The sequence below is a fragment of the Streptomyces sp. NPDC001787 genome, assembly GCF_040297465.1.
In the GTDB taxonomy this organism is placed as follows: Bacteria; Actinomycetota; Actinomycetes; order Streptomycetales; family Streptomycetaceae; genus Streptomyces.
This window is the reverse complement of the sequence record NZ_JBEOZE010000024.1, coordinates 130612-153986: the sequence shown is the minus strand read 5'-3', so window position 1 is coordinate 153986 and position 23375 is coordinate 130612. Positions and strand designations below refer to the sequence as shown.

The window sequence follows — 23375 nt, the reverse complement described above, 5'->3', positions numbered from 1 at the left end:
TGCTCCCGGACGGACGCCGGTGGTCACCCCGTTCGATGCGGTGGCTTGTAGAGGTCGTCAAGGCGGAGTGGCGCGGGCTGGGGCAGGGGTGCGCCGTCCGTCGGCAGGCAGGACTGGAGAAAGTAGGCGAGCAGGCGGCGGGATGCGGCCATGGAGGCCGCCGGAGACTCTCGCACGACGCCGTTGTTGGCCAGGAGCAGGAGGGTTACGTCGCTGGGGTCGAAGTCCTTGCGCAGCTGTCCGGTGTCCTTCGCACGCTGTACCAGCTGCACGAGGGATGCCTCGGCGCGGGCACGCTCGCGATGGACGTCGGGCGCGTCGGGAAACTGGGAGAGGAACGCGGCGCTGAACCCGCGGTCCTGGGCCTGCATCGCACACACCTTGGTGAGGACGTTGCGAAGTCCGTGCCAGGGATCGTCGTCCTGAAGGGCCTCGTCGAGGGCTGCGACGCACTGGCTGAGCTGTTCGGAGAAAGCGGCGGCGATGAGTGAGCCGCGTGTCGGGAAGTGCCGGTAGAGGGTGGCGGCACCCACGCCCGCTCTGCGGGCGATTGCGCTGGAAGACACGTCGGTGCCGTTGAGGGCGTACGCCTCGCGGGCCGCCTGGAGGAGTCGGGCGCGGTTGTGCCGGGCGTCGGCTCGCTGCCCCGGGGCGGGGGTGCCGGAGGCGGAGGAGGCCGGGTTCCGAGGCAGTTGGGCAGGCATGTCTCCCACTTAATCACAAACGGAAGGGGGCGACCGTTTAGCGGGTTAGCGTGATCCGGTGCCGAGGTGCCCAGGTGCCGCGCGGCCCGCTCGCTGCCGCAGAGGTGAGTGGCTGCGAGTTCTTCTGCTGAACGACGTGCCATGTGTATGGAGGTCTTCCATGTTTGCTGTTCAATACCACCGCTACGGCGGTTCGGAGGTCCTACGCGTCGAGGAGGTCGAAGAGCCGCACGCAGGGCCGGGTCAGGTCCGTATCGCGGTGCGTGCCACCGGAGTCACCCCTGCTGACTGGTATCTGCGCTCAGGGATGCTGCGGGACATCGCCACCGTGGACTTCCCCCATATCCCCGGCATGGATGCCGCGGGGATCGTCGACGAGGTGGGAGAGGGGGTGACCGGCGCCGCCGTGGGAGACGCGGTCTTCGGCCTCGTCCCGTTCGTGGATCAGGGAGGCGCCGCGGCCCAGTACGCCGTGCTGGAGGCGTGGGCGTCCAAGCCGCGGTCATGGTCTTTCGAGGAAGCGGGTGGCGCCGCGGGCAATATCGACTCGGCCACACGTGTGCTGGAAGCACTGGAAGCCGTCGAAGGCATGACCCTGTTGATCGATGGTGCCGCCGGAGGCGTCGGCACCATCGCCGCGCAACTCGCCCAGGCCCGCGGCCTCACCGTGATCGGCACCGCGAGCGAGGGCAACCACGGCTTCCTCGCCCGGCTCGGCGTCGTACCGGTCACCTACGGGGCGGGGCTGGCCGATCGCCTTGCCCCACTGGCTCCGCTCGGTGTCGATGTGGTTCTGGACGCGGCGGGTAAGGGCTCTCTCGCCGAACTGGTGGCCATCGCCGGCGACCCGCACCATGTGGTGACCATCGCTGACTTCGACGCAGGCCGGCACGGAGTGCGGTTCTCCCGCTCCGAAGCCGGGGAGTCGCCGGGCTGGGCAGGACTGCCGCTGGCGGCCGACCTCGCCGAACACGGCCGCCTCTCCGTCCCGCTGCACGCCGTGTTCCCGCTGAAGGAGACCGCCGCGGCGCATGACGTCAGCGCCACCGGCCACGCGCGCGGCAAGATCGTCATCACCGTGCCCTGACACGGCGAACGATTCGGCCCGCAACGGGCGGGCCCGCAGCAGCACGGCCACGGCCACGGTAGCCGTGGCCGGCGCGACCCGTGCCGGACCGCACCCCGACGCCGGCCACCACGGACGTACCGACCCGAACTGTCGACCATCGTGCGGTGGTGCTGCCCGTGACGCGGTCGTCCGCCCGGACGGAGATGCCGGTGAACCGGCCCAGCAGGCATCCCGGAACAGCCCCCCGGCCGAGGATCGGGTCGCCGCCCTGCGCGAGTGCCTCACGTGCTCCGGCGACAGGCGTTTGGTTTCCGGGCGAACAGGGCCAGGCTCTATGTACCGGGGCCCTCCCGCCGCCGGCGGCGGATCATTGCCTCCCACAGGAGGTCGGACAAACCGTCGTGGTCGAGGGTGTTGAGGACGAGGGCGTCGAGGGCGAGGAAGGCCACGGGTGCTCCTGGTGCGAGGCGTGCGCGGACCGCAGTCGCATCTGCCTGGAGACAGGCAGATGCGACGGTACACGTACGTCGTTGCGATCCTCAGTTGCCGGCACCGGCACCGGCAACTGCCAAGTCCCCGTCGCCAGTTCCGCCGCCGTGAAGGGACAGTACGAGCCTGGGCCAGGACGTCCGGGCTGCGGGCGGCGCCCGCCGTGGTGTGGTTGCCAGAGCGCAGCCGCCTTCGCCGCTGCTGACCAGGGGCGTTGCCCGTTGTGCGTACCGGAGTTGACCATGACCGGCATTGCCGTCGCCTGCATCCGGCCTTGGCCCCGACGCCTGGCCGTGGTCCTGATCGTGGCAGGGGAGAACGAGGGAAGTGACGGGCCCGCCCACGGGGTGGGCCTTTGCGTTCTCTCAGCGTGTCGCCCATGAACGTGAAACGATCCCCCTCTTCACCTGACCCTGGGGGGATCATGCGTACCCGCACCACCGCCGCTACCGCGCTCGTCGCGGCCAGTCTGCTCGCCGCACTCACCGCGTGCGGCGGGGGCAATGACGAGAAGCCCGCCGGCAAGGGATCCGCCAGTGCTCCGAGCGAGGCCGAGCGCGAAGCTGCCCGCGAGGCCGCCGGCCTTCCGCCAGAGCCCAGCGCGACGGCCCGCTACGCGTTCCTCGAAGCCCTGGACGACATCGACGAACGCATCTCGAAGCCCGGCACGGACGAACGGACCGTGGACCGAGGTCTGAACCAGTGCGGTTCCATCAAGTCGTTCCCCGATGACAGGGACAAGCTGGTGGAGCTGACTCTCGACCGGTTCACCATCCCGACACGCCTGCCCGACATCAACAACGCGGACACCGGCGGCAAGATCCTTGACGCTGTCCACCACCACCTCTGCCCCGACTTCTGACCACCGGCCCCGCACACCGGCGTGGCCCTGGCAAGCCCGCCGTACTTGAGGTTTGCCGCCACGCGGACGCGGAGTCGGTCTTCCCCTGTGCGGCGTGCGCAGCGGGGAAGACCGCCGGCCTGGGGCGAGCGTGAGAATCACACCGTTGGCGGCGGGGCAACTTCGGAGTCGTCACCGAGCACGACTGGCAGGTGTTCACTGACACCTGACGAACTCCACCGGGACCCCGGCCGGAGGTTTCGAACTGTTCGGGTACGGGGGTCAGGTGAACACGGTCGGGCCCGCGCGGACAGCGGTGGCCCAGCGTGACGCGGTGATGAAGGCCGACTTCCACACCGTCTGGAGCGACGAGTCCGACGACGGGGCCGGCCTCGCCTGGGTCCGTGATTTCTACCGTGACGTGTACAGGGACACCGGTGGCGTTCCCGTGCCCAACAGGATCAGCGACGGCTCCTACATCAACTGCCCCCGACACCGGCCTGGCCGATCCCGAATGGAACACTTCCGGGGTCCCCTGGCACACCCTCTACTACAAGGCCAACTATCCCCGGCCCCAGCGGGTGAAGTCCCGCTGGGACCCTCTCAACGTGTTTCACCACCCCCTGGCCGTCCAGCCACCGGCCCACTGACCGGCAGCTGGGACCTCAGGGTTGAGCCGAGCCGAACGCAGCAGACTTGCGCGGTCCAGCGTGGGGGGCCGGGCCGCGCGGGCGCACATGAGCGAAAGCCAGTCACGCTGGGACGGCACGGCTTCGGGTGGGGGTGGTCACGTGCGGGCAGTCCTCGTGGTGGGTGGTCCTGTTCGTCGGTCACGGGGTTTCCTCCGGTGGTCGGTGCGGGTTCTCCCGTACAGCGGCGCGGGGCCGACGGAGACCGGGGTGTTGCTGAGCCGCACAAATCCGTGACGGGTGTGACAGGTGTGCACCGCCGCGTCCGTGCGTGCGGGACAGCGGACGGTCCTGGGCGCGGGTCAGTATCCGGGCAGACACAAAGCGTTGAGATCCGGAGGACAGCATCGTCCGCAGACGCTCCGACCGCTGCGGCCATGAGGGACCGGTCTCGTCCAGGCCCGCACCGCGGGCGGGATCGTCCACCATGAAGGGCGGGCGCCGGGCCCGGCCGGGACCGTCGCCTCGGCGGGCGCGATCCGGTGGCCTGGCGCGACCCGGCCGGATCGTCTGGTGGCCACGCGCCGCCGTGTCCCTGGCGGCGGGTGCCGCCCGTACGCCGGCGGACTCGTTCACCTGGGTACTGGGTACTGGGTACCGGGTACCGGGTGGTTCCGAGGTGAACGACGCCGCGTTCTACGGTGCCGTGGGCATCGAGCCGGCTGACGATGACTATTTGCGGGCCCTGGGTGCGCTGGAGGCCGTCGTCGGGAACGACGGCACGTTCCTGGGCGTGACCCATGCGTTCACCGACACCCGCGACACCCTGATCCTGCCGCGCGTGCTGGTCCTGCTGCGCCACGAAGCTCTCCGGGTCGAATGAGCCTTCAGCCCGTTTGGTTCCCGCGCACGCAGTGTCGGCAGCACGAGACCCCGGGCGATGGCGCCCGGGGTCTGTCTGCGGCATGACGTGATGTCTGTACTGCCGGTTCAACGACCGGCCGCGGCCGGCGTCACGCCGTCAGGAAGGGGTGACGGTCATGGTGAAGGTGCACAGGCCGGGGCCTGACTGTGCGGTGACGCGAACCTCGAAGTCTCCGGGGCGGGGTCCGGCGGTCAGGGGAAGGGCAGTCGCTTTCCCGTCCGGGCCGGTGCGGGGGTCGCAGTGGCTGGCACCGCCGGGAAAGGCGGAACCGGTGTTGCCGGTGTCCTGGATGGTGAAGTGGAGTGAGGCGTCGGCGACGGTGCTGCCGGCGGTGTTCCGGGCGATGACGGTGAGGAGATCTGCGAAGACGGTGCCCTTGGGAGCTGAGAAGTGATCGCCGCCGACGGAGCTGATCGTGGTGACCGGTTCGGGTGTGCTGGTGACGGTGAAGTGGCGGATGGCCGGCTGGGAAGTCCGGCTGCCGCTGTGTGCGACGGCGCCGAGGGTGTGTTCTCCTGCTGCCCAGTCCGAGGACGGGGTGAAGGACCAGCCCTCGTCGGCCGGGACGATCTCCGTGAGCGGAGTGCCGCCGTCGGTAAGGACGACGGTGTCCACCTCCGCCGTCACCGTCCCCGCGATGATCTGCCGCGGATCGGCTGTGACCGCGCCTTCCCCGGGAACAGCGAAGACGGGAGGTGCGAGCGGGGAAAGGGGACTGACGGTGAAGTGGCGGGTCGCCGGCTCGGACACCTCCTCGCCCTTGTGGGCCACGGCCTGCACGGTGTGGTCGCCGGGAGCCCAGTCGCGGGTGGGGGAGAAGGACCAGGTGCCGCTGGACGGGACCACGTCGCCCAGCGGCGTGCCCTGGTCGGCGACGGTGACCTTGTCCACGCCGTTGGTGACGGTGCCGCTGACCGTCTGGCGGGGGTCGGTGACGGTCGCCCCTTCCTGCGGTGCGGAGATCACCGGGGGCGCGAGCGGGGCATCGAACCTGACGCGATAGAGACTCCGGTCGTAGTCGGCGAGATACAGGTCGGTGCCGTCCAGGGCCAGACCCGTGCCATAAGCATGGCTGGGAAGGTCAACGAGCTTGGTCTCCGCGCCCGTTCGCAGATCCTTTGCCCAGAGCGCCCTCGTGTCGGTCACATAGAGGCTGTCGGTGCCGAACGGGCACACCGCGAAGACGTTTGTGTTCTGGGTCCAGGGGATACGGGAGACGGTCCGCGCCCGCAGATCGACGCTCCAGATCTCCGCTTCGTCCTTGACGACGTACGCGTAGGAGTCATCGACCCTGAGATTCGCGTAGTAGTTCTCGGCCGGGCCGATCTCGGGATACGTGTCCAGAAGCGTCTCACCGGTCGGGCTCAGCTTGGTGAGAGTGCCGTTCTTCTGATGCACGGAGAACAGCGCGTCCATCGCCGGGCTCATAGCCACGCTGTACGGCAGCTCGGCCGGACACTCGACCTTCGTCACCTTTTTGGTGGCGAAGGTCGTTTTGACCAGGCTGTCGTCCTGGCTTGCGTAGGAGAAAGAACTCCCCTGCCCGTCTACCGCAAGTCCGAATACGTAGTAGTCGTCGTACTCGTAGACGGTCGTGGGGACGGGCTCCCCCGTGAGGTTCACCGAGACGAGCGTCCGCTCCCCGAGCCCGCCCTGCGGGTTCGCCGCAGCGTCAAACGGGATATAACTCGTCAGTACGTACGCAGTGTGCGTGCTGACGTCAATATCCAGGCTGACAGCACGGTCGGAGAAGCTGCACACGAGTTCCAGACGGCCCTGCGAATTTCCCACATCGACTCCTGTCGGACTTCCGGTAGCGGAGAGATTCCGGTACCCCGATCCGCCTCCTCGCCGGAACGGCTGAACACCACCGTTCCTGACGCGGACCGCCGCGACCGGAGAGCACCCACACGGATGGGCGCGAGCTTCAGATGAAGCGACACTCAGCACGACCGGATCAGGGGGCAGTCAACCGGGCGCGTCCGACGGGAGCAGGACAAGCGCTGTGAGTTCACCCGGTTGTGCATGAAGAAATGTTCTTGCACGTCAACACGCCCCCAACGCCGAACTCTCGGCCGGCCTGCGGACCGCCAGCACGAAGCCCTCCGGCGAGCGACTGCACACCCCAGGGAGAACCCGCAGAACCGCTTCTCCGCCTCGGCCACCGTTGATGCGGATGATGGTCAGCGCGAGGATGAACGAGGCGGCGAACCAGCCCGCGGCGATCAAGGTCCAGCGAGGGCCATCGCCGCAGGCAGCCATAGTCGTACACCTTGTCGGCGTGCATTTCCGCCGGGCGTCGGCGGCACGGGCCAGCAACAGCCGTTCCGCCTGATCAGTCAGGCACGATGCCACGAACGATCACATCGAAGGAGACGACGCCCAAATACCCGGGCCAGGTTCGAAGCCACCCACCGCTGGCGGGTGAACCGCTCTGGGCATATGGCTCGCTGCTCGCTCTCGGGGCCTGGTGACCAGTCCATTCGCCATCACGGCGGGTTTCCGTGAAGCGCGTACGTCGAGTGACGTTTCACAGGTAGAGAGCTGCGCGCCTCTGTGTCAGAACGGCGGGTCTTCGGCGCAGCCGCCTGTCCCGTTGCTCGCCCACCACAGGTCGTGATCGGCCATGCGGACGTGAAATTCACGGGCGGCAATGTCGTTCGCGTTTTCCAGTGTGCTGGTGTCGTGGCCCCAGGCGTTCAGCGCGTCGAGCGCGCGGTCGCGTCTGTATCGATCCGTGCTGGTGCTGAGCAAGCGGTGAGCGTGGTCAGCCAGCTCATTCCGGTGCTCGGCGAGGGCATGGTGCTCTGTGAGGGGGATGGCGGAGACAAGGGCCGCGTCGCGAACCCTTGCATTGTCGTCGGTGAGGAAAGGCTGAACGGCGGAGTAGATCACCGGGCGCAGTTCCCGGAAAGCCCACATGTCAGGGCATGCGTCGAGAAAGCCTTCACCGAGATGGCGTTCGCTCAGCGCGAGGCACTCGTCGTCGGCGTCGTAGGCGGTGTGGCCGAGCCAGTCCAGTAGCGTCTCGCGGGTGGAGTGGTGCTGGAGGTCGGCCTCGTGGGCGTGTTCGCCTGCTGTGATGGTCGGGTGGTTCAGGATGGCCGCCACGTAAAGAGCTACGGGCACGGTGGCTTCATAGATGGTGTTCTGGTGGGTCACAGCGTCGAGCGCGTCCCTGGCGGCCGCCGCCCTGATGGACGGGTTGGGATCAAGGAGGCGTGTAAGCGCGGCCGGTAAGGATTCGCCTGTCCCGTACGGAGTGGCGAGCGACGCCCAGTCTGTCCCGTCCAAGAGCTCCTGAAAGTGAGGCAGCTCGGAATGGGGGTTCTCCGTCGTTCGACTGCAACTGTTGGTCACAGGCCGAGGTTATAGCGTCGGTGAACCTGCGTTACGCGTGGTCAGCCATAGGGGTGTGCCGGCTCGCGGTGGCTCAGGGCGGGGCATCGATGGGATAGCCCCGCAAGGCTGCTACGCCGTCGCTTCCCCTGGGACGCCCGAACGGGAGGCCTTCTTCTTCCGCTACCGCCCTACTCCCGCGCGACCTGAACTGGGTCGCACCGACCGGAAGCAGTGACTTGCGCAGCAGCCGTCGAACCCCAGCGACCCGAACCTCCGCATCATCACCGCGCTCATTGGCACAGGGCTCCATGGCGTTTGCCATCGTCTTGAAGCTGTGAGGGGTGTTCACGAGTGCCGCTGGTCTGTGGCTTCCCGTTCCACTCAAGGTCCTTTCCCGGGCGCCTGGTGATCGTTCCCCGAACGGCCCCGCCTTCCGCGGAACTGCGTTGATATGCCCGTGCACGGCAGCGGTTCGGGGTGCAAACTACCGGGATGAATAGGGAAGAGGTCGACGCGCGGTTGGTGGGTCGATTCGGCCCTGAGGCCGAAGGATGGCTCGCTGGGGTCCCGAACCTCGCTGCGCGGCTGGCCGCGCGGTGGGGTTTCGTGCTCGGTGAGCTGTTCGAGAGTGGAGCCTCCTCCGTCGTCCTGCGCTGTCAGTGGCCGGACGGAACGCCAGCGGTTCTCAAACTCAGTCCGGATCGGGCGCTGTTGACCAAGCAGGTGGAGATGCTTCGCGTGTTCGCGCCATCAGGTCGGGTACCGGCCGTATTGTCTGCCGACGCGGAAGCCGGGGCGATGGTGTTGGAGGAGGTCCTGCCCGGCACCGTGGCCGAGGAAATGCCGCAGACGTCGTTGCCGCAGCTGTGGGGAGAGTTGCTTGCCGAACTGCACGCCGTGGCCCCACCCGCGCACTGGCCGCTGGATCTGCGCGGTCGGTTTGACGAGGCTTTCGTTCGGATCGGCAGGCGGTTGTCCGAGCCGGCCATTGGCGCACGCGTTGACCAGACCACGTGGCAGCGGGCAATACGGCGCTGTGAACGGTTGCTGGACAGTCAGGCCAGGCTCGTGTTGCTGCACGGTGATCTTCACCTCGGCAACGCCCTGGACGGTGGCCCATCGCGCAGCCTGGTCGCTATCGACCCCAAGGCATGCCTAGGCGACCCATGCTTCGACGCAGTCGACTACGTGGTGGCCGGCGCCGGACAAGAGGGTGTCGAGGACCGTTGCCAGCGGGTGGCGACCGCGTGTGGGCTCGATGGGGACCGGCTGTATGCCTGGAGCCGAGTCATCGCACCAATGGCAGCCATTGCACACCTCACCTATGGCAATGCAGAACCGGTGATCGACGAATTACTCGTCCTGTCTCGCTGATAAGTGGTCGGCCCGCGCCGAATCATGGACTCAAGGTGGGCAGGAGTTGCATGCGCCTCTGCCCGTTTTCTGGAACAGTACCCGTGCCTCGACCTCGACGCGGTTTCCCGTCCGGGAGCACCCCGGCGACACCCCTCCAAGGTGGGAACAGCCGTCCAGATCTGTCCGGGACAGATCGAAGCCCCGCCTCTGAACAGGCCGGACAGCACAGCGGCTGTCCGGGACAGCGGAATACCTGGACGCCACCTGAGTCACCCTCCAATGCTGTCGGCAGCCAGGAGGCCTTTCCTGGCACACGAGAGGGGAGATGAACATGCGCACCACAGCGAAGCGCGCCGTCGTCACACTCGCCACCAGCGCGGCAGTCGTCATGATGGCTACGGTGGGAGCCTCGGCCGCCACGACCGGTGCCGCTCCGGCCCCCGCAGGTGCTGCGGGCTGGGATTACATCGGTGAGTTCTCCAAGTCGGCGTGCATAGAGCTGCGGGACTCCTATGCCGGTTCGGCCAAGTGTGTCCAGAACGCCGGCGGGCTGTACGACCTCTACGTCTGGGTGTGATCCGCCGCCCTCCTGGACCAGTGCGCGTGATTGCCGCCCGGAGTTGGAACACGCGGCGGCCTGCAGGTCCGTGAGGGCGCTCCGTCAGCCGTACGAACACGAACAGTGCCCGGTCCCTTTGATCCCGTCCGGGGACCGGGCACGCGCCGTTGCCGATGTCTCTTGTCCCCACGGTCAGTGAGGCGAGCCGTGCGGTGCCGTTCGAGGTCTGCCTAAGAGATCGCGCGGATAGGTGCTCCGGCGACGAGATCCCCGTGCCCAGGAAGCTCTGTAGAACGGGCGGCCTACGAGTGAAGAGATGAGACGTCAGGCAGGTGCCTGAGCCCGGGGGCTCCGCCCTGGTACCGTTCACGGCATGTCAGCTACTTCGTGTGCGGCCGCTTGCGCCGCAGTGACCAGGACGTCCCGCTAGCGGCGGGACGTTCGACTCACACACTCCTCCTGGACGTCCAGCCGCTTCGTGATCAGACCGGAGCGGCACGATTGTGCTGCTCAGAACTTCTTCTGAGCGACGGAGCACCTGATGCTTCCAGGCATCCCTTCTTCCCGCGGGCACAGCCCGTCCCCGGCACGCGCATGGCTGATGCTGTGCGCGGTGTCCATGCTGCAGTTCTTCATCGCGGTCGACGTGACCGTGGTCAACATCGCCCTGCCCTCGATCGGCGCTGACTTCGACGTTGACGGGCACGCTCTGACCTGGGTCGTGGTCGGGTACACGGTCGCCGGTGGTGGACTGCTGATGCTCGGTGGCCGGCTGGGCGACCTGCTCGGGCGGCGGCGCGTGCTGCTGCTCGGCACCGGCCTGTTCGGCGCCGCTTCGCTGCTGGCGGGCCTGGCCCCCACGTTTGCGCTGCTGGTGGTCGCGCGCCTGTTGCAGGGCGCAGGTGAGGCCATCGCGCTGCCCGCTGCAATGGCCACCATCGTCCTGATGTTCCCCGAAGGTCCGCGCCGGTCGCGGGCCCTGAGCGTGTGGGCGGCGGTGGCCAGCTGCGGGCTCGTACTCGGATTCGTCCTGTCCGGAATCATCACCGCCCACCTCGGATGGCGGTGGATCTTCCTGGTCTCGGCCCCGTTCATCCTGGTCGTGCTGCTGGCAGCTGTCTTCCTGGTCGAGGGGGACCGGCCCGTGGCCAAGGACGCCCCGCCGCTGGACCTTCCAGGCGCACTGTTGCTGACCGCTTGCCCGCTGCTGTTCATCTTCGGCGTGGTCGAGGCCGGTGAACCCGGAACGCCCGCATGGGTGGTCCCGGGGGCGCTGGCCGGGGCGGTGACCGCCGGAGCCGGGTTCGTGAGGGTCGAGACACGCTCGCGCAACCCGCTGCTGCCGCTGCGCTTCTTCGCCAACCGCACGCGTGTGGCGGCCAACCTGACCACGATGCTGCTGAGCGGGGCGCTGTCGACCTCGTTCCTGCTGTTCACCTTCTATCTGCAGGATCGGTTGGGCATTGGCCCGCTCGGCGCGGGTCTGACGATGCTGCCTCTGGCCCTCTCGCTGATCGTTTTCTCCATGCTCGTGCCCCGCCTGCTGGGCCGCTGGGGAACACGCGCGTGCGTGCTCGCCGGCATCGGGTTCACCGCCGCCGCGATGGCCGCGATCGCGGCGATCGCGGCCCTGCGGGCAGGCAGCGTGGCGATGATCCCGCCCATGCTCCTGATCGCGGCCGGGATGGGGTTCGGCATCGTGGGGCTCCAGTACCTCGGGGTCAGCGGCGTCACCGAGGACGACGCCGGGACCGCCTCGGGCGTCCAGCGCGCGGCTGATCAACTGGGCGGTGCGACCGGAGTAGCAGCCTGTGTTGGGATCGGGTTCGCCCCGTCCTTGCACTCCTTCGATCCGTTCCTGGTGGCCACCCTGCTGGCCGTCGTAGGGCTCGTGACCGGCGCGGTTGTGGCTTGGCGCATGCCCGTGCCCGCTCCCGTTCCCGCAGCGGACCTGCAGCAACAGGCCGGGTGACTTTCGCCCCGCAGGGGTGTGCCGCCATGACAGTCGGGGCGGCACACCCCTGCGGGACTTGCTGGTCAGCGCCCTCTACGGCCGAGCGAAGGTCACGTGCCCGTCCTGCCCTCATCCATAATCGACCCGTTGTGGGACCAGTTCCAAGCCTTCCTGCCCAGGCGGGCAGTGGCCGCTCGTCCATTGGGCTGCCACCGTCCCCGCATCCCCGACGGGGTCGTGTTCGACAAGCTCCTGGCCCGCCTCGTGCTCGGAGGCACCTACCAGCAGCGTGCCGACCACACCTGCTCGGCACCACGATGAGGGCTCGGCGGGATGAGTGGATCGCCAATGGCCTCTTCGAGCGGCGGACCCTGCGCCTGTTCGGGTTCCATCTGCCACCGTCGATCACAGTGCACCTGGACGCCGGCTACGACTCACGACCCACCCGGGCACTGCTGGAAGAGCTGGGATGCGCCGGGCGGATCACCCCGAAGGAGTAGTTCGTGCCGATCAACCACACCCACCGGTGGGTGATCGTACGGACCAACTCCTGGCGCAACCGGGGGTTCAAGGCGTTAGCGATCGTGACCCCACCGGCGCGCGGTGGTGCAGGACGCGTGGGTGGCGTTGGCCAGCGCGGTCATTGTGATCCACGGGCTGCTACGCCGGGGCCTGGACGGCCTACCGGTGGGATGCCCGCCCTGCCCGACGACCCTGACCTATCCGCGGGACAGCCCTTGGGCACGTAGTTCGCGGGCCGTTGATTCGTATGGTGTGGCTGGTCATCGCTGTGAAGTGGCGGAGACCTCCGTGGTGGAGAAACGTCTGGGCGCTCTGGCTGTCGTTTCCGATTTCACTCGTCGGCTGGTTCCGACCGGGATTGTCGATGAGGTGTGTCCGGGCGGAGCGAACGCTGGTGACGCACGGGCAGGTGAGCGAGGCGCTGGTGGCCGATTGGCTGACCGCGCCCGCACTGTTGGTGCGGGACGGGGACTGGGCAGGCACCCGGGCGGTGGAGGAGGTCTGCGTCCGGGCGAGCTGGACTTCGAACGCCTGCCTTTTGCACTGGCCGGATCATGTGATCTTCGACGGGGACCTCGTCATCGGCTGCGCGCTAGGCCCTTCGGCTGGCGGGAGGACGACGACTGACGGTATGACGGCAGGAGGTGCTTGTGACAGTCGGCCTCGCCTGCCTCGTCCACGTCGGGCCGGTTGTCAGTGCAGGACACTATCCTGCTCCGCATGGCAGTTGACCCCGTTGACCCGATGAAGAGCGATCCCGATTCTCGGGGCGCGGGAGGCGGCCGGGAGCTGCCGACCGCCACCCGGGGTGTTGGGCAGCTCCTCACCGATCTGAATCACCACGACGGTGGTCCCGACGCGTTCTGGCGGCTGCTGGAGCGCGGCACCATAGTGGGCGGTGATGATGACTCGGCCCGTCCCCTGACGGGCGATCAGGAGCTGTGGGAGCCGCTGCTCCACTATGGCGACCTCGTCGTCACCGGCCACCTGTATGTGCCGACGGCGATCGTGGTCACCGGCTCGCTCACCGTCGGCGGCTGCCTGTCCGACCGCGGGGACGGCTCCCGGATCGTCGTCGGCGGGAACCTGACGGCGCGCGCGGTGTTCAGCGTCGGCGACCTGCTGGTCCGGGGCGATCTCACAGCGGACATCGTCTCCTGCGTTCGCCTCGACCCCCGTACGACCGCCACGGGCACCGTCCGGGCGCGGCTGGTCCTGGAGGAGGACCCGGGGGATGGCGGGGCTGCCACGGTGGACGCTGGCATCCAGCTCGACTACGATACCTACCGCCTGGGACGGGACGACCGGGAGGGCCTGCGGGAGCAGCTGCGCGCGCTGCTGGTGGACGAGGTCTTCACCAAGGACGACGACAGCGACGGCGATGACGAGCTGCGCCTTGACCGGTACGAGCTGTTCGACCGGCTGCTGGCGGGGGAGCCGGTGTTCCACGACGACGTCCGCTGACCGATCGGCCGTCCCGTTGGCACGGCCTTGGATTCAACCGGTCAGAGCAACAGTGCTGGTTGAGGACGGTTTGCATGGCGGGGATGGGGCGGCCGGGGGTGCCGGACGATATGAAGGCCGACTTGTAGCGGCGGTGGAGGGCTGGGAAGCCGATCAGCGTCATCTCTCGGCAGGTCGGCAGGTCGGCAGGTCGGAAGGTCCGCGGATCGGCAGGCCGCCTGGCTCGGTGTTCACTGTCCTCAAGCACCATGGGGGGATCGCTCCCGGCTCCTCCCGGAAGACCCGGACGGGCAGCTTGACCTGGGGGGAGTGCAAGGAATCTCACGCGACTGTGCGTCGGCCGATCCTACCGATCTCTCGCAGCCCTCCTGGGACGTGCGGTGTCGAAGGCCAGCCGCGAGGTCGGCATCAACGGCGGACGCGACGCCTACCGGGCGATTGCGGTTCAGGAAAGGGCACTTGACCGCGCCCGACGACCGAAACAGTGCCTTCTCACCGCGTGCCCGTACTGAGGCAAACGGTGTTGACCCTGCTCAAGGAGGAGTGGTCACCTGAGCAGTTCGTCGGACACCTTCGGCTGCACCACGGGGACGATCCGAACATGTAGATCGCTCACGAGACGATCTACAGATCGATACCGTGGTGAAGCTCGCCAGCCATCACACCGCAGTGGTCGTTCCCGCTCGGGCGGACGCCTATGAGCGCATGGAGTTGGCAGCTCACGAGCGTTTGACCACAGACATGGGTGTCGACGTGTTCTTTGTGGCTCCGTGAAGCCCCTGGCAGCGCGGCACCAACGAGAACACGAACAAGCTCCTCCGGCAGTATCTGCCCAAGGGAACGAACCTGTCGACGCTCAGCCAGGACGATCTCGACGCCATCGCGACGAAGCTCAACGACGCCCACGCAAGTGCTTGGGATTCCGGACTTCAGTCGAGAGTGTTGCTTTGACCGGTTGAATCTGAGCGACCCTTGGCCGCCCTGGGGGCAACCGCCACCGATGCCTTTGCGGCCAGATTCGCCGTCGGCGTCTTGCTGCTATCCTCGCTCGCCGCGAGGGACGAGCGCCACACGGCAATGAGCTGTGGGTCCTGCCGTCGCCCAGGTGCACGAAGGTGTCCAGGAACCCGGCCCCTGGCGGACGTGTTCGCCTACGCCCGGGCCGAGGGCATCGAGAGGCGGTTGGATGCCACCGAGGTCCACGTCCGCAGAGTTCGAAGCCGCAGAGTTCGAAGCCGCAGGCCAGGACGGTCGCGGACCGTGCATCCCTGCTCGGCCGGGAGCCTGCGTACCTCTTCGATGGCTCGGGTGGTTGTGGAGCGGTCGACACCGAACGACAGGGCGAGGTCAGAGTGCGGGAGATCGTGGCGCAGGTGGATCAGCGTGGCGACCAACCGGTCGACGAACACCAGCCGATGCCGGGCACCTGCCCCTGCCTCGCTTTTTCCGGCCCCCCCCCGCATGCTTCATGACGGCGCCCCTTGGCAGCGGCCTGCCACGGGCCTGCCAACTCCTCGACCAGGCAGCCCAGATGCTGACGGGGATACCAGCGAGCAGCCGTGGACTCGCCAGGGTCGCGCGGGTCGACCTCGGCATACCCGGCATCGTGCTGCGATCAGGGGTCAGGCGAGAATGAGCGGGTGTATTGCCTGCAGGCGGTCATCGCCACCGAACCCGTGCTCCGCGAGTTGGCCGGCTCCACCACACGGGCGTGCGTCGTTCCTCTCGGCCAACACCTCTGGCTCTTGCCGATGACCGACGCTCTTTTCGATGCGGTCACGGTCGCCGGGGCATCCGAACTCGACGGGTTCCGGAAGGCGCCAGCAGGCTTTGAGCGCTTGCTGACCGCGTGCTCGGAGGCAGGACCCGTGGCCTACATCGAGGCCGACTACTTCGGCGGGGCAGGAACCCAGACGGCGCAGGTCTGGGATGCCGAGAAGATGGTCCTTGGCCCATTGCACCTGGCCGAAGGGGAACCGTCGCCGTCGAGCGGCACTCCGATCTCTCAGGCGCTGCGGCGACTCGGCGCCGCCGCAGGCGATCGGGTCGACGAGTTCTCCGCAGTCGGACTCGACCGCCACCGCGATACAGACGACTGGCTTTCTCCCGCGAACCGTTCGAGGTCCGTCGGGCACGCCATTTGACTCGGTGCGGAGAAGGAACCGGAAAGAGAAGGAACCGGAACCAGGCCAGCGGCTCGTACGCGTAAGAGCGCAGCGAAGCCGGGCTGTCATCGTCGGCGAGCATGTCGAGCAGGGCTCGGTGACTGCCGCCACTGCGCGCCCGTCCTGGTCGAGCAATCTGTACGGCAGCGACGGATCGCCCGTCTCCTCGACCCGGCCGGTCCTCGGGACCGTGGCTGCCGTGATGTCCCGTAACTGCGTGCCCTCTTGCCTCTGATCCTTCACCAGCCGTGGTGGTCCCCAACAAGTCGTGATGACAACACATCAGAAGGCGGTGTGGCACGGCTCCCGAGGCAGGCTGACCGGCCTGATGCTTGGTTCTGTCGCCGTGCGTCGATCTCCGGGGGCCCGTCGGCTCATGCCTCGGAAGGGTTCGGTAACAGGTTCTCCACGCCGTCCTGGTAACGCTGGTAAAGCTGCTTGGCCAGGCCGCGGAAGATCTTTTGGGCGAGCGCGTGACAGCCTTCCGGCAGGTCGGCCTGCACCTTGATCTAGCGGTGCGGCACCCGGGCTCGCCGGCCGAGCGAAGGATGCGCAGGGACTCGGCGATCCGTCCGTAGTGCGTGATCGCATTGTCCAGCGGGGTTGGGCGTCCCTCGCGCGACAGCATCCGGATCACGTCGTAGGCGAGGACGGCCCCGGCGTGGATGGAGCCGATGATCCGCACGATGTCCTCCTGGCGCCGCTCGATCCGCCCCAGGCCGCCCCGGTCGCGGGACACGTCCTGAAAGGCGCCGTAGTCGGCGGCGCGGTCGATGCGCCACATCTTCTGGTCCGGCAGGGCCGCGAGCTGGTGCGTGTACGCGAACACGGCCAGGGCCAGCAGCTCGAACACGATGTCGGATCAGAGGCGGTATCGGTGAAGATCGTCCTGGACGACCGTCGGCATCGCGGACCCACGTCCGCAGCGTCTCGCGGTGACGTTCAGGTCGGTCGCGACTTCCTTGAGCGTCTGCTCCCTTGGCGCGCCTGGGCCTCGGTGCCGCCGTCCGGACCTGCTGATGTGGCCGGCCGGGTTCGCCCGGGTGGAGGCGGTTGACTGCGGCAGTCCGCCCGCCTAAGTTTGCTGCACTTTAGATCGTTCGATGAACAAATGTTCATGACGTGGTTGCGGGAGGTTCATCGGTGACTCGTCAGGCAGTGATCGGCATCGACGCGGGCACCACCGCGGTCAAGGCCGTCGTCCTCGCGGGGGACGGCGAGCAACTCGGCTGGGCGCGCGTGCCGCTGGGGGTGACACACCACGGCGACCGGGTCGAACAGGACATGGACGAGGTGTGGTCCGCCGTCCGCGACACCGTCCGCTCGGCGGTCCGGCAGGCGGGCGACAGCGTCGAGATCGCCGCCGTCGGGGTCACCGGACAGGGTGACGGCGCGTGGCTCGTGGACGCCGACGGCCGCCCCTGCGGCCCCGCGCGGATCTGGATGGACGGCGCCGCCGCCGACCGGGGCGCGCGCTGGGAGGCCGACGGCCGGGGCGCGCTGGTCCACGAGGTCACCGGCTCGTCCCTGTTCCCCGGAGCGCTGCCGGTGCTCCTGGAACAGTTGGAGGCGGACTGCCCCGAGCGGCTCGCACAGGCCGCCCACCACCTCAACTGCAAGGACTGGATCCGCTTCCGGCTCACGGGCGAGGTCGCCACCGACGCCTCCGAGGCATCCCGCACCTATCTCGACGTGGCCGCCGGGGAATACTCCGATGCCCTGATCGAAGGGCTGGGGCACCAGCGCTTCCGCAGGCTGCTCGCCCCGGTACTGCCCCCCGCGTCCCCGGCGGGCCGCATCACCGCCGAGGCCGCCGCCGCCACCGGTCTGCCGATCGGCGTCCCTGTCTCCGCCGGTCTGGTCGACGCCGCCGCGGGCGGGGTCGGCCTGGGGGCGGTCCGGCCGGGCGACGCCTACCTCATCGTGGGCACCACCGCGTTCACCGCCACCGTGCACCGCGACAGCCGGGACCGCCGAGCCCAGGGCCAGATCACCCTCGCGACCGGCCTGGACGGACAGGCCCTCGCCTGCCTCGCCCCCATGACGGGAGCGCCCAACCTCGACTGGGTACGCCGGGTGACCGGGCTGGAGGACATCGACTGGCCCGAGGCGGAGCGGGTCGCCCGCGCCGCGGGCCCCGGCGCGGGCGGTGTCGTCTATCTCCCCTACGGCTCGCCCAGCGGGGAACGTGCCCCCTTCATCGACAGCGCGGCCTCCGCGTCCTGGGTGGGGATGAGCGTCCGTACCACGGCCGGGCAACTGCTGCGCGCCGTCTACGAGGGCATCGCCTTCACCCTGCGCGAGTGCCTCGGCACGCCCGTCCCCGGGCGGGTGCTGCGGATCGCGGGCGGCTCGGCTTCCTCGGATCTGCTCTGCCAGGTGCTCGCCGATGTCACCGGCGAGCCGGTCGTGCGCTCCACCTCGCCCGAGCTCGGCGCCCGGGGCGTGGCCGCCCTCGCCATGGTGACCGGCGGGGTGGCCGAGGACCTCGACGCGGCGCTCACGGCGCTGGCCCGCCCCACGGACGCCTTCCACCCCGACCCCTCCCTGCGGGAACCGTACGGCCGGCAGGCGCGGGTGTTCGCCGCCGCCCGGGACGCGCTGCGACCCGTCTGGCCCGCGCTGCGGGAACTGCGGACCGAGGCCGAGGCCACGCCGTCCGTCTCCCCTGCCACGAACACCTCCAACACCTCCAGCACCTCTGACCTCTCTGACACTTCTGACACCTCTGACAAGGCTGAGTCGGCGCATGACGCCGATGGATGGGAAACCCTGTGACCAGTGCGTCGCCGCGACCGCGGCTGCTCATCACCGCACCCTTCGACCCCGCCGCCGCCGCGCGGCTGGGCGATCTCTTCGACATCGAGACCGTGGAGCCGTCCATGGCGGGTGACTCCCTCGCCCGGCCCCAGCTCGCCGACTGGCTCGCGGAGGCCGACGCGGTGGTCTGCGAGGTCGACCGGGTCGACCAGGCGGCCCTGGATGCCGCTCCGGCGCTGAAGTTCGTGGTCACCTGCCGGGCCAGCCCAGTCAACGTCGATCTCGCCGCATGCACCCGCCGGGGCATACCGGTGGCCACCACTCCGGCACGCAACGCGGAGATCACCGCCGATCTGGCCTTCACCCTGATCCTCTCCACCGTCCGTCACACCAGCGCCGCCGAGCGGTGGATGCGCGCGGGTGACTGGTCGGCGGAGGACATCTTCGAGCCGTACGCCCGGTTCCGCGGGATCGGTCTGGGCGGCCGGACCCTGGGCATCGTCGGCGGCGGCGCGATCGGCCGCCGGGTGCTGCGCCGGGCGCTGGCGTTCGGCATGGACGTCCTGGTCTACGACCCCTATCTGGAGCCGGGCGCGCTGGGCGTCGACGCCGAGATCGTCGCCCTGGACGAACTCATGCGCCGCTCCGACGTCATCACCGTTCATGTGCCCCTCAACGACGCGACGGTGGGGCTGATCGGAGCACCCGAGATCGCCCTGATGCGTCCCGATGCCTATCTCGTCAACGCGGGGCGGGCCGCCGTCGTGGACGAGACGGCGCTGCTGTCGGTCCTGCGGGAGAAGCGGATCGCGGGGGCGGGCCTCGACGTGTTCTGGACCGAGCCGCCGCCCGCCGACCATGAGCTGTTCCGGCTCGACAATGTCACCCTCACCCCGCATATCGGCGGTGCGTCCGACGACGTGGTCACCGAGCACTCCCGCATCGCGGAACGGGCGCTGCGGGCCTGGGCGACGGGCGCGGAGCCCGCCGCAGTGGCCAACGCGAGAGAACTGGCCTCCTGAACACACCTCCGCACGGACTGTGGGCGGGCCCCCGACGGGGGCCCGCCCACAGTCCGTGCGGAGGTGAGGAAGCGAGCAGAGGTCACACGTGGTGCAGCGTGGCCAGGGCCGAGGACGGGAAAGCGGCGGTCGTGTTGCCCAGCGTCAGAGCGCGATAGGTCGCCACGGCTGCTTCCTCCAGGTTCATGGCGCGGCGGAACGCCATGCCCACATCCGCACCCAGCGAGGAACTGCCGTGGTGGGACAGGACGACGCAGTCGTGCGTCAGCGCCTGCTCGGCCGACGCGTCGGCGAGTTCGTCCGACCCGTTGGGGTAGTACGGCACCGTGCCGATGGAGCGGACGTAGTAGGCGTGGTCGAGGGTGATCAGCCGTATCGGCTCGCCGACGGCGTCGAGGAGGACCGCGTGCTGCGGGTGCAGATGGACCACGCAGTTCACATCCGGCCGCACCTGGTACGTCCGCTGGTGCAGCTTCCACTCACTGGACGGCCGCTCGGCGCCACCGGTCCGTTCCCCGGCGAGGTTCATCACGGTGAAGTCCGCGACCTCCAGACGGTCCAGCCAGGTACCCGCGCCGGAGACCACGTACTCGTCGGATCCGGGCAGCCGCGCCGACAGATTCCCGCCGCTGGCGAGCACCAGTCCGCGCTCCACGGCGAGCCGGCCGACCTCGGCCAGTTGCTCACACAGCTCCTCGCGCGTTTGTACGGGCTTCATATCGTGTCCTTTCGTAGCGTCGCTCGGATGCCCCTGAGGGTGTCGCCGCGGAACTCCCGGCGGCGGCTCATGAAGGAGCCTCCTCGGGGGAGCCGGCGTCGGCCAGCAGCGCCTCGGCGGTGTCGACATCGGTCACCAGCACATTGATCAGGCCGTGGTGCAGCGCGACCGCCAGGGCCCGCAGCTTGTCGGCCCCGCGCGCCACGCCGATGCGGACGGGGATCGCCCGCAACTGCTCCAGGCTCAGCCCGATGAGCCGCTCGTCCACCTCGCCCGGCACGGCGGCGCCGTCCGCGTCGAAGAAGCGCCCGGAGATGTCGCCGACCGCACCCCGCTCCCGGATGCCCGCGAGTTCCGCGGCGTTCAGACCCTGAACGAGCAGCCCGGCGTCGGCCGCGGTGCCGCCGACACCGGCGACCAGCACATCCGCCGAAACGGCCCGCTCCAGCGTCTCCTGGACCGCCGGGTCCTCCCGCCACACCCTTGCGGTCTGCGCGTTGCGCGCGAGCAGCGGAGCGGGCAGGTGGTAGGCCCGCCCGTCCACGGCGGCGGCGAAGGAGAGGGCCAGCTCATGGGGGCTGGCCGCGCGGGAGACGCCGCCCTTGCTCCCGGTGAGCGGGACGATGTTCAGATTCAGCCCGGTCGCCTCCCGCAGATGCTTGGGGATCGCGGCGACCGACCCCGACAGGCCCACGGCGACGGTGGTGCCCTCCGTCAGGAAGGCGGTGACGCAGTCGGCGGCCACCGCCCCCAGGGAGTGGAGGGCGCGGCCCTCGTCTTCGAACGTGGGGCCCACCCACGCCTGGAGGAGCGGATAGGCGTGTTTGAGGGCAGATTCCAGGCCCACGAACAAATGGTCGTCGCTGTGAACCGTGATCTCGACAATCCCGACCAGGCGGGCCTCCGCCAGCAGCCGGGTGACCTTGATCCGGGACAGCCCACAGAGATCGGCGATCTCCTGGTGGGTCAGACCATGCTCGTAGTACAGCCGCGCGATCCTGCCCAGCGGTGGTTGCTTCTGACCATGTGTTCTCTCCATTGATCCTCCGTTCGGATCCTGTCCGCGCCGCCCTCCGCCGGTCAAGGCCCGGCGGACCGGAGAACGCGCACCCCGGCCAAGGGTTGACACCCGCAGAGGTGCCACTCATATTACATGCACTTTGGTTCGAGTTTTGATCAGATGTTCACGCGTCTGTGTTGTGTACGTCGGAGGACACATGCCTACCTCGTCTAATACCGCGGCCGACGCCGCCGTGCCCCGCCCCGGACTGCTCGAACGGCAGGGGATCGTCCGCCCGCTCGCCTTCGGCTACCTCGCCGTCATGCTCTTCATGGTCGGCGACGGCATCGAAGTCGGATTCCTCTCGCCCTATCTGGAGTCGCGCGGGCTCTCCGGCAGCGAGGTCGCCCTGCTGTGGAGCGTCTACGGCTTCGTGGTCGCGGTCGCGGCCTGGCTCTCCGGCGCGCTCGCCGAGGCCTGGGGCCCCCGTCGGGTGATGCTGCTGGGCCTGGGGATCTGGGGCGTCTTCGAGGTTCTCTTCCTGACTGTCGGCGTGGCCGCCGGGAACTACCCGCTGATGCTGCTGACGTTCGGCATCCGGGGCCTGGGCTACCCCTTCTTCGCCTACGGCTTCCTGGTCTGGATCGCCATGGAGACTCCGAGCGAGAAACTCAGCCGCGCCGTCAGCTGGTACTGGTTCGCCTCCACCGCCGGACTCGGCGTCATCAGCTCCTACTTCGCGGGAGCGGTCATCCCCGTCGTCGGTGAGATGGCCACCCTCTGGCTCTCCCTCGCCTTCGTCGCCTCCGGCGGCGCGCTGGTGCTCTTCCTCGTCCGGGCCCGGGTCACCAAGGGGCCTCCGGCATCGATGAAGGACTCCATGTCCCAGATGGTCAAGGCGCTCACCGTCGTCAAAACGCACCCCCGTGTGGGCGCCGGCGGCGTGGTCCGCATGATCAACACCCTGTCCTTCTACGCCTTCGTGGTCTTCCTGACGACCCATATGGTCAACGAGGTCGGCTTCTCCACGGCGCAGTGGCAGACCATCTGGGGCACGATGCTGCTGGCCAACGTCGCGGCCAACCTCCTCTCCGGCTACGTCGCGGACTGGATCGGCGGTGTCAACACCGTCGCCTGGGTCGGCGGGCTCGGCTGTTTCGTGACCGTGCTCGCGCTCTACTACGTGCCCGAGGCGGTCGGCCCCAGCTTCGGTATCACGCTCGCCGTCGCCGTCGTCTACGGGCTGGCCCTCGGGGCGTTCGTACCGCTCTCCGCGATCATGCCGCTCCTCGCGCCCCGTCATATCGCCAGCGCGGTCGCCATCCTCAACCTGGGCGCCGGGCTCAGTCAGTTCGTCGGCTCGGCCGTGGCCGGACTGGTCGGCCCGATCGGCATCGAGGGCACCGTCTGGGTGATCGCCTCCGTGTACCTGGTGGGTCTGGTGCTCACCTTCACCCTCAAGGAGCCGAAGCCCGCCGCGGACGACGCGGTGGCGGATGGGCTGCTCTCTTCGTCGCCGGCCAAGGAGCCGACCGGGGCGGCGGTCGTCGCACGGACGGGGGAGTGAGCGGGGCGCGGACCAGGCCGCCGATGCCCGCCGACGCCCGCCGACCGCTGCGACGGTCGGCGGGCGTCGGCGATGGATGACACGGCGTGGCCACTGTGTGATAGCCGCGAGCGAAGCGGACGCCCAACGGACGCGAACGGACGCGGAACGGACACGAACGGACGTGGAACGAACGGGGAGGAGCACGGCCTCCTCCCCGACGGGCAGTGTGTGACTGAGATGCCCTATGGCCGGCATCCCAGCGACAGGGGCAGCGTCACCCGCGCGGGGTGATGGACTCGAAGCCCCT

Annotated in this window: 17 protein-coding genes and 5 pseudogenes; 15 read left to right on the top strand and 7 right to left on the bottom strand. The window is 68.8% G+C overall.

Annotated elements, in window-relative coordinates:
- Positions 1-23: 23 nt before the first annotated feature.
- Positions 24-704, bottom strand: coding sequence for a TetR/AcrR family transcriptional regulator (locus ABT170_RS28680; protein WP_329940811.1), 681 nt, complete (start codon positions 702-704; stop codon positions 24-26).
- A gap of 160 nt (positions 705-864) precedes the next feature.
- On the opposite strand from ABT170_RS28680, the gene ABT170_RS28675 reads away from it, so the two are divergent.
- The 4 genes from ABT170_RS28675 (at position 865) to ABT170_RS28660 (ending at position 4615) form a co-directional block, all read left to right on the top strand.
- Entirely contained in the window at positions 865-1791 is a 927-nt protein-coding gene (locus ABT170_RS28675) for an NADP-dependent oxidoreductase (protein WP_351872167.1), read from the top strand.
- An 895-nt stretch (positions 1792-2686) separates the two neighbouring features.
- Positions 2687-3124: a hypothetical protein gene (locus ABT170_RS28670; RefSeq protein WP_351872164.1), complete on the top strand. Its 438-nt coding sequence runs from the start codon at positions 2687-2689 to the stop codon at positions 3122-3124.
- A 383-nt stretch (positions 3125-3507) separates the two neighbouring features.
- Positions 3508-3753 (top strand): BBE domain-containing protein, encoded by a 246-nt coding sequence (locus ABT170_RS28665; RefSeq protein WP_351872161.1) that lies wholly within the window; start codon positions 3508-3510, stop codon positions 3751-3753.
- A 658-nt stretch (positions 3754-4411) separates the two neighbouring features.
- Entirely contained in the window at positions 4412-4615 is a 204-nt protein-coding gene (locus ABT170_RS28660) for a hypothetical protein (protein WP_351872158.1), read from the top strand.
- A gap of 138 nt (positions 4616-4753) precedes the next feature.
- Here the strand turns inward: ABT170_RS28660 and ABT170_RS28655 are convergent, their stop codons facing one another.
- Together ABT170_RS28655 and ABT170_RS28650 are read right to left on the bottom strand one after the other, a co-directional pair.
- Positions 4754-6448, bottom strand: a complete 1695-nt coding sequence (locus tag ABT170_RS28655; protein ID WP_351872155.1) for a hypothetical protein — start codon at positions 6446-6448, stop codon at positions 4754-4756.
- A gap of 768 nt (positions 6449-7216) precedes the next feature.
- A complete protein-coding gene (locus ABT170_RS28650; protein WP_351872152.1) occupies positions 7217-8017 on the bottom strand; it encodes a hypothetical protein in 801 nt (266 codons plus the stop codon).
- A 474-nt stretch (positions 8018-8491) separates the two neighbouring features.
- Between ABT170_RS28650 and ABT170_RS28645 the strand changes: the two genes are divergently transcribed.
- From ABT170_RS28645 to ABT170_RS40650, 7 genes and pseudogenes are all read left to right on the top strand, one after another.
- On the top strand, positions 8492-9373 hold the full coding sequence (locus tag ABT170_RS28645) for an aminoglycoside phosphotransferase family protein (RefSeq protein WP_329940802.1): 882 nt from the start codon (positions 8492-8494) through the stop codon (positions 9371-9373).
- Positions 9374-9686: 313 nt separating this feature from the next.
- A complete protein-coding gene (locus ABT170_RS28640) occupies positions 9687-9932 on the top strand; it encodes a hypothetical protein (protein WP_351872149.1) in 246 nt (81 codons plus the stop codon).
- 595 nt (positions 9933-10527) lie between these two features.
- Positions 10528-11886: an MFS transporter gene (locus tag ABT170_RS28635; RefSeq protein ID WP_329940800.1), complete on the top strand. Its 1359-nt coding sequence runs from the start codon at positions 10528-10530 to the stop codon at positions 11884-11886.
- Between the two features lie 96 nt (positions 11887-11982).
- Positions 11983-12586 (top strand): annotated as a pseudogene (locus ABT170_RS28630) (transposase family protein).
- A gap of 524 nt (positions 12587-13110) precedes the next feature.
- A complete protein-coding gene (locus ABT170_RS28625) occupies positions 13111-13854 on the top strand; it encodes a hypothetical protein (protein ID WP_351872146.1) in 744 nt (247 codons plus the stop codon).
- 708 nt (positions 13855-14562) lie between these two features.
- A pseudogene (locus ABT170_RS28620) lies at positions 14563-14813 on the top strand (IS30 family transposase); the annotation flags it as partial.
- 124 nt (positions 14814-14937) lie between these two features.
- Positions 14938-15066 (top strand): annotated as a pseudogene (locus ABT170_RS40650) (transposase family protein); the annotation flags it as partial.
- Positions 15067-15077: 11 nt separating this feature from the next.
- On the opposite strand, the pseudogene ABT170_RS28615 reads toward ABT170_RS40650, so the two are convergent.
- Positions 15078-15385 (bottom strand): annotated as a pseudogene (locus ABT170_RS28615) (helix-turn-helix domain-containing protein); the annotation flags it as partial.
- 109 nt (positions 15386-15494) lie between these two features.
- On the opposite strand from ABT170_RS28615, the gene ABT170_RS28610 reads away from it, so the two are divergent.
- The gene (locus tag ABT170_RS28610) at positions 15495-15998 is read left to right on the top strand and encodes a hypothetical protein (RefSeq protein ID WP_351872143.1); all 504 of its coding nucleotides are present in this window, start codon (positions 15495-15497) and stop codon (positions 15996-15998) included.
- Between the two features lie 422 nt (positions 15999-16420).
- Here the strand turns inward: ABT170_RS28610 and ABT170_RS28605 are convergent.
- A pseudogene (locus tag ABT170_RS28605) lies at positions 16421-16904 on the bottom strand (Tn3 family transposase); the annotation flags it as partial.
- Positions 16905-17162: 258 nt separating this feature from the next.
- Between ABT170_RS28605 and ABT170_RS28600 the strand changes: the two are divergent.
- Both ABT170_RS28600 and ABT170_RS28595 read left to right on the top strand, forming a co-directional pair.
- Entirely contained in the window at positions 17163-18797 is a 1635-nt protein-coding gene (locus tag ABT170_RS28600; RefSeq protein WP_351872140.1) for an FGGY family carbohydrate kinase, read from the top strand.
- Positions 18794-19801, top strand: a complete 1008-nt coding sequence (locus ABT170_RS28595; RefSeq protein WP_351872137.1) for an NAD(P)-dependent oxidoreductase — start codon at positions 18794-18796, stop codon at positions 19799-19801. Before ABT170_RS28600 ends, ABT170_RS28595 begins: the two co-directional genes overlap by 4 nt.
- Before the next feature lie 82 nt (positions 19802-19883).
- On the opposite strand, the gene ABT170_RS28590 is transcribed toward ABT170_RS28595, so the two are convergent.
- Together ABT170_RS28590 and ABT170_RS28585 are read right to left on the bottom strand one after the other, a co-directional pair.
- On the bottom strand, positions 19884-20519 hold the full coding sequence (locus ABT170_RS28590; RefSeq protein ID WP_329940794.1) for a class II aldolase/adducin family protein: 636 nt from the start codon (positions 20517-20519) through the stop codon (positions 19884-19886).
- 67 nt (positions 20520-20586) lie between these two features.
- Positions 20587-21558, bottom strand: a complete 972-nt coding sequence (locus ABT170_RS28585) for a sugar-binding transcriptional regulator (RefSeq protein WP_329940793.1) — start codon at positions 21556-21558, stop codon at positions 20587-20589.
- A gap of 178 nt (positions 21559-21736) precedes the next feature.
- Here ABT170_RS28585 and ABT170_RS28580 point away from each other — a divergent pair, with 178 nt between their 5' ends.
- Positions 21737-23086, top strand: a complete 1350-nt coding sequence (locus tag ABT170_RS28580) for an MFS transporter (RefSeq protein WP_351872133.1) — start codon at positions 21737-21739, stop codon at positions 23084-23086.
- Positions 23087-23375: the final 289 nt, after the last annotated feature.

What these genes read in the sequence shown, in the direction of transcription:
- ABT170_RS28625 (WP_351872146.1), top strand. Translation starts at nt 13,111, where the DNA reads ATGGCAGTTGACCCCGTTGACCCGATGAAGAGCGATCCCGATTCTCGG.
- ABT170_RS28670 (WP_351872164.1), top strand. Translation starts at nt 2,687, where the DNA reads ATGCGTACCCGCACCACCGCCGCTACCGCGCTCGTCGCGGCCAGTCTG.
- ABT170_RS28645 (WP_329940802.1), top strand. Translation starts at nt 8,492, where the DNA reads ATGAATAGGGAAGAGGTCGACGCGCGGTTGGTGGGTCGATTCGGCCCT.
- ABT170_RS28680 (WP_329940811.1), bottom strand. Translation starts at nt 704, where the DNA reads ATGCCTGCCCAACTGCCTCGGAACCCGGCCTCCTCCGCCTCCGGCACC.
- ABT170_RS28590 (WP_329940794.1), bottom strand. Translation starts at nt 20,519, where the DNA reads ATGAAGCCCGTACAAACGCGCGAGGAGCTGTGTGAGCAACTGGCCGAG.
- ABT170_RS28640 (WP_351872149.1), top strand. Translation starts at nt 9,687, where the DNA reads ATGCGCACCACAGCGAAGCGCGCCGTCGTCACACTCGCCACCAGCGCG.
- ABT170_RS28585 (WP_329940793.1), bottom strand. Translation starts at nt 21,558, where the DNA reads ATGGAGAGAACACATGGTCAGAAGCAACCACCGCTGGGCAGGATCGCG.
- ABT170_RS28675 (WP_351872167.1), top strand. Translation starts at nt 865, where the DNA reads ATGTTTGCTGTTCAATACCACCGCTACGGCGGTTCGGAGGTCCTACGC.
- ABT170_RS28580 (WP_351872133.1), top strand. Translation starts at nt 21,737, where the DNA reads ATGCCTACCTCGTCTAATACCGCGGCCGACGCCGCCGTGCCCCGCCCC.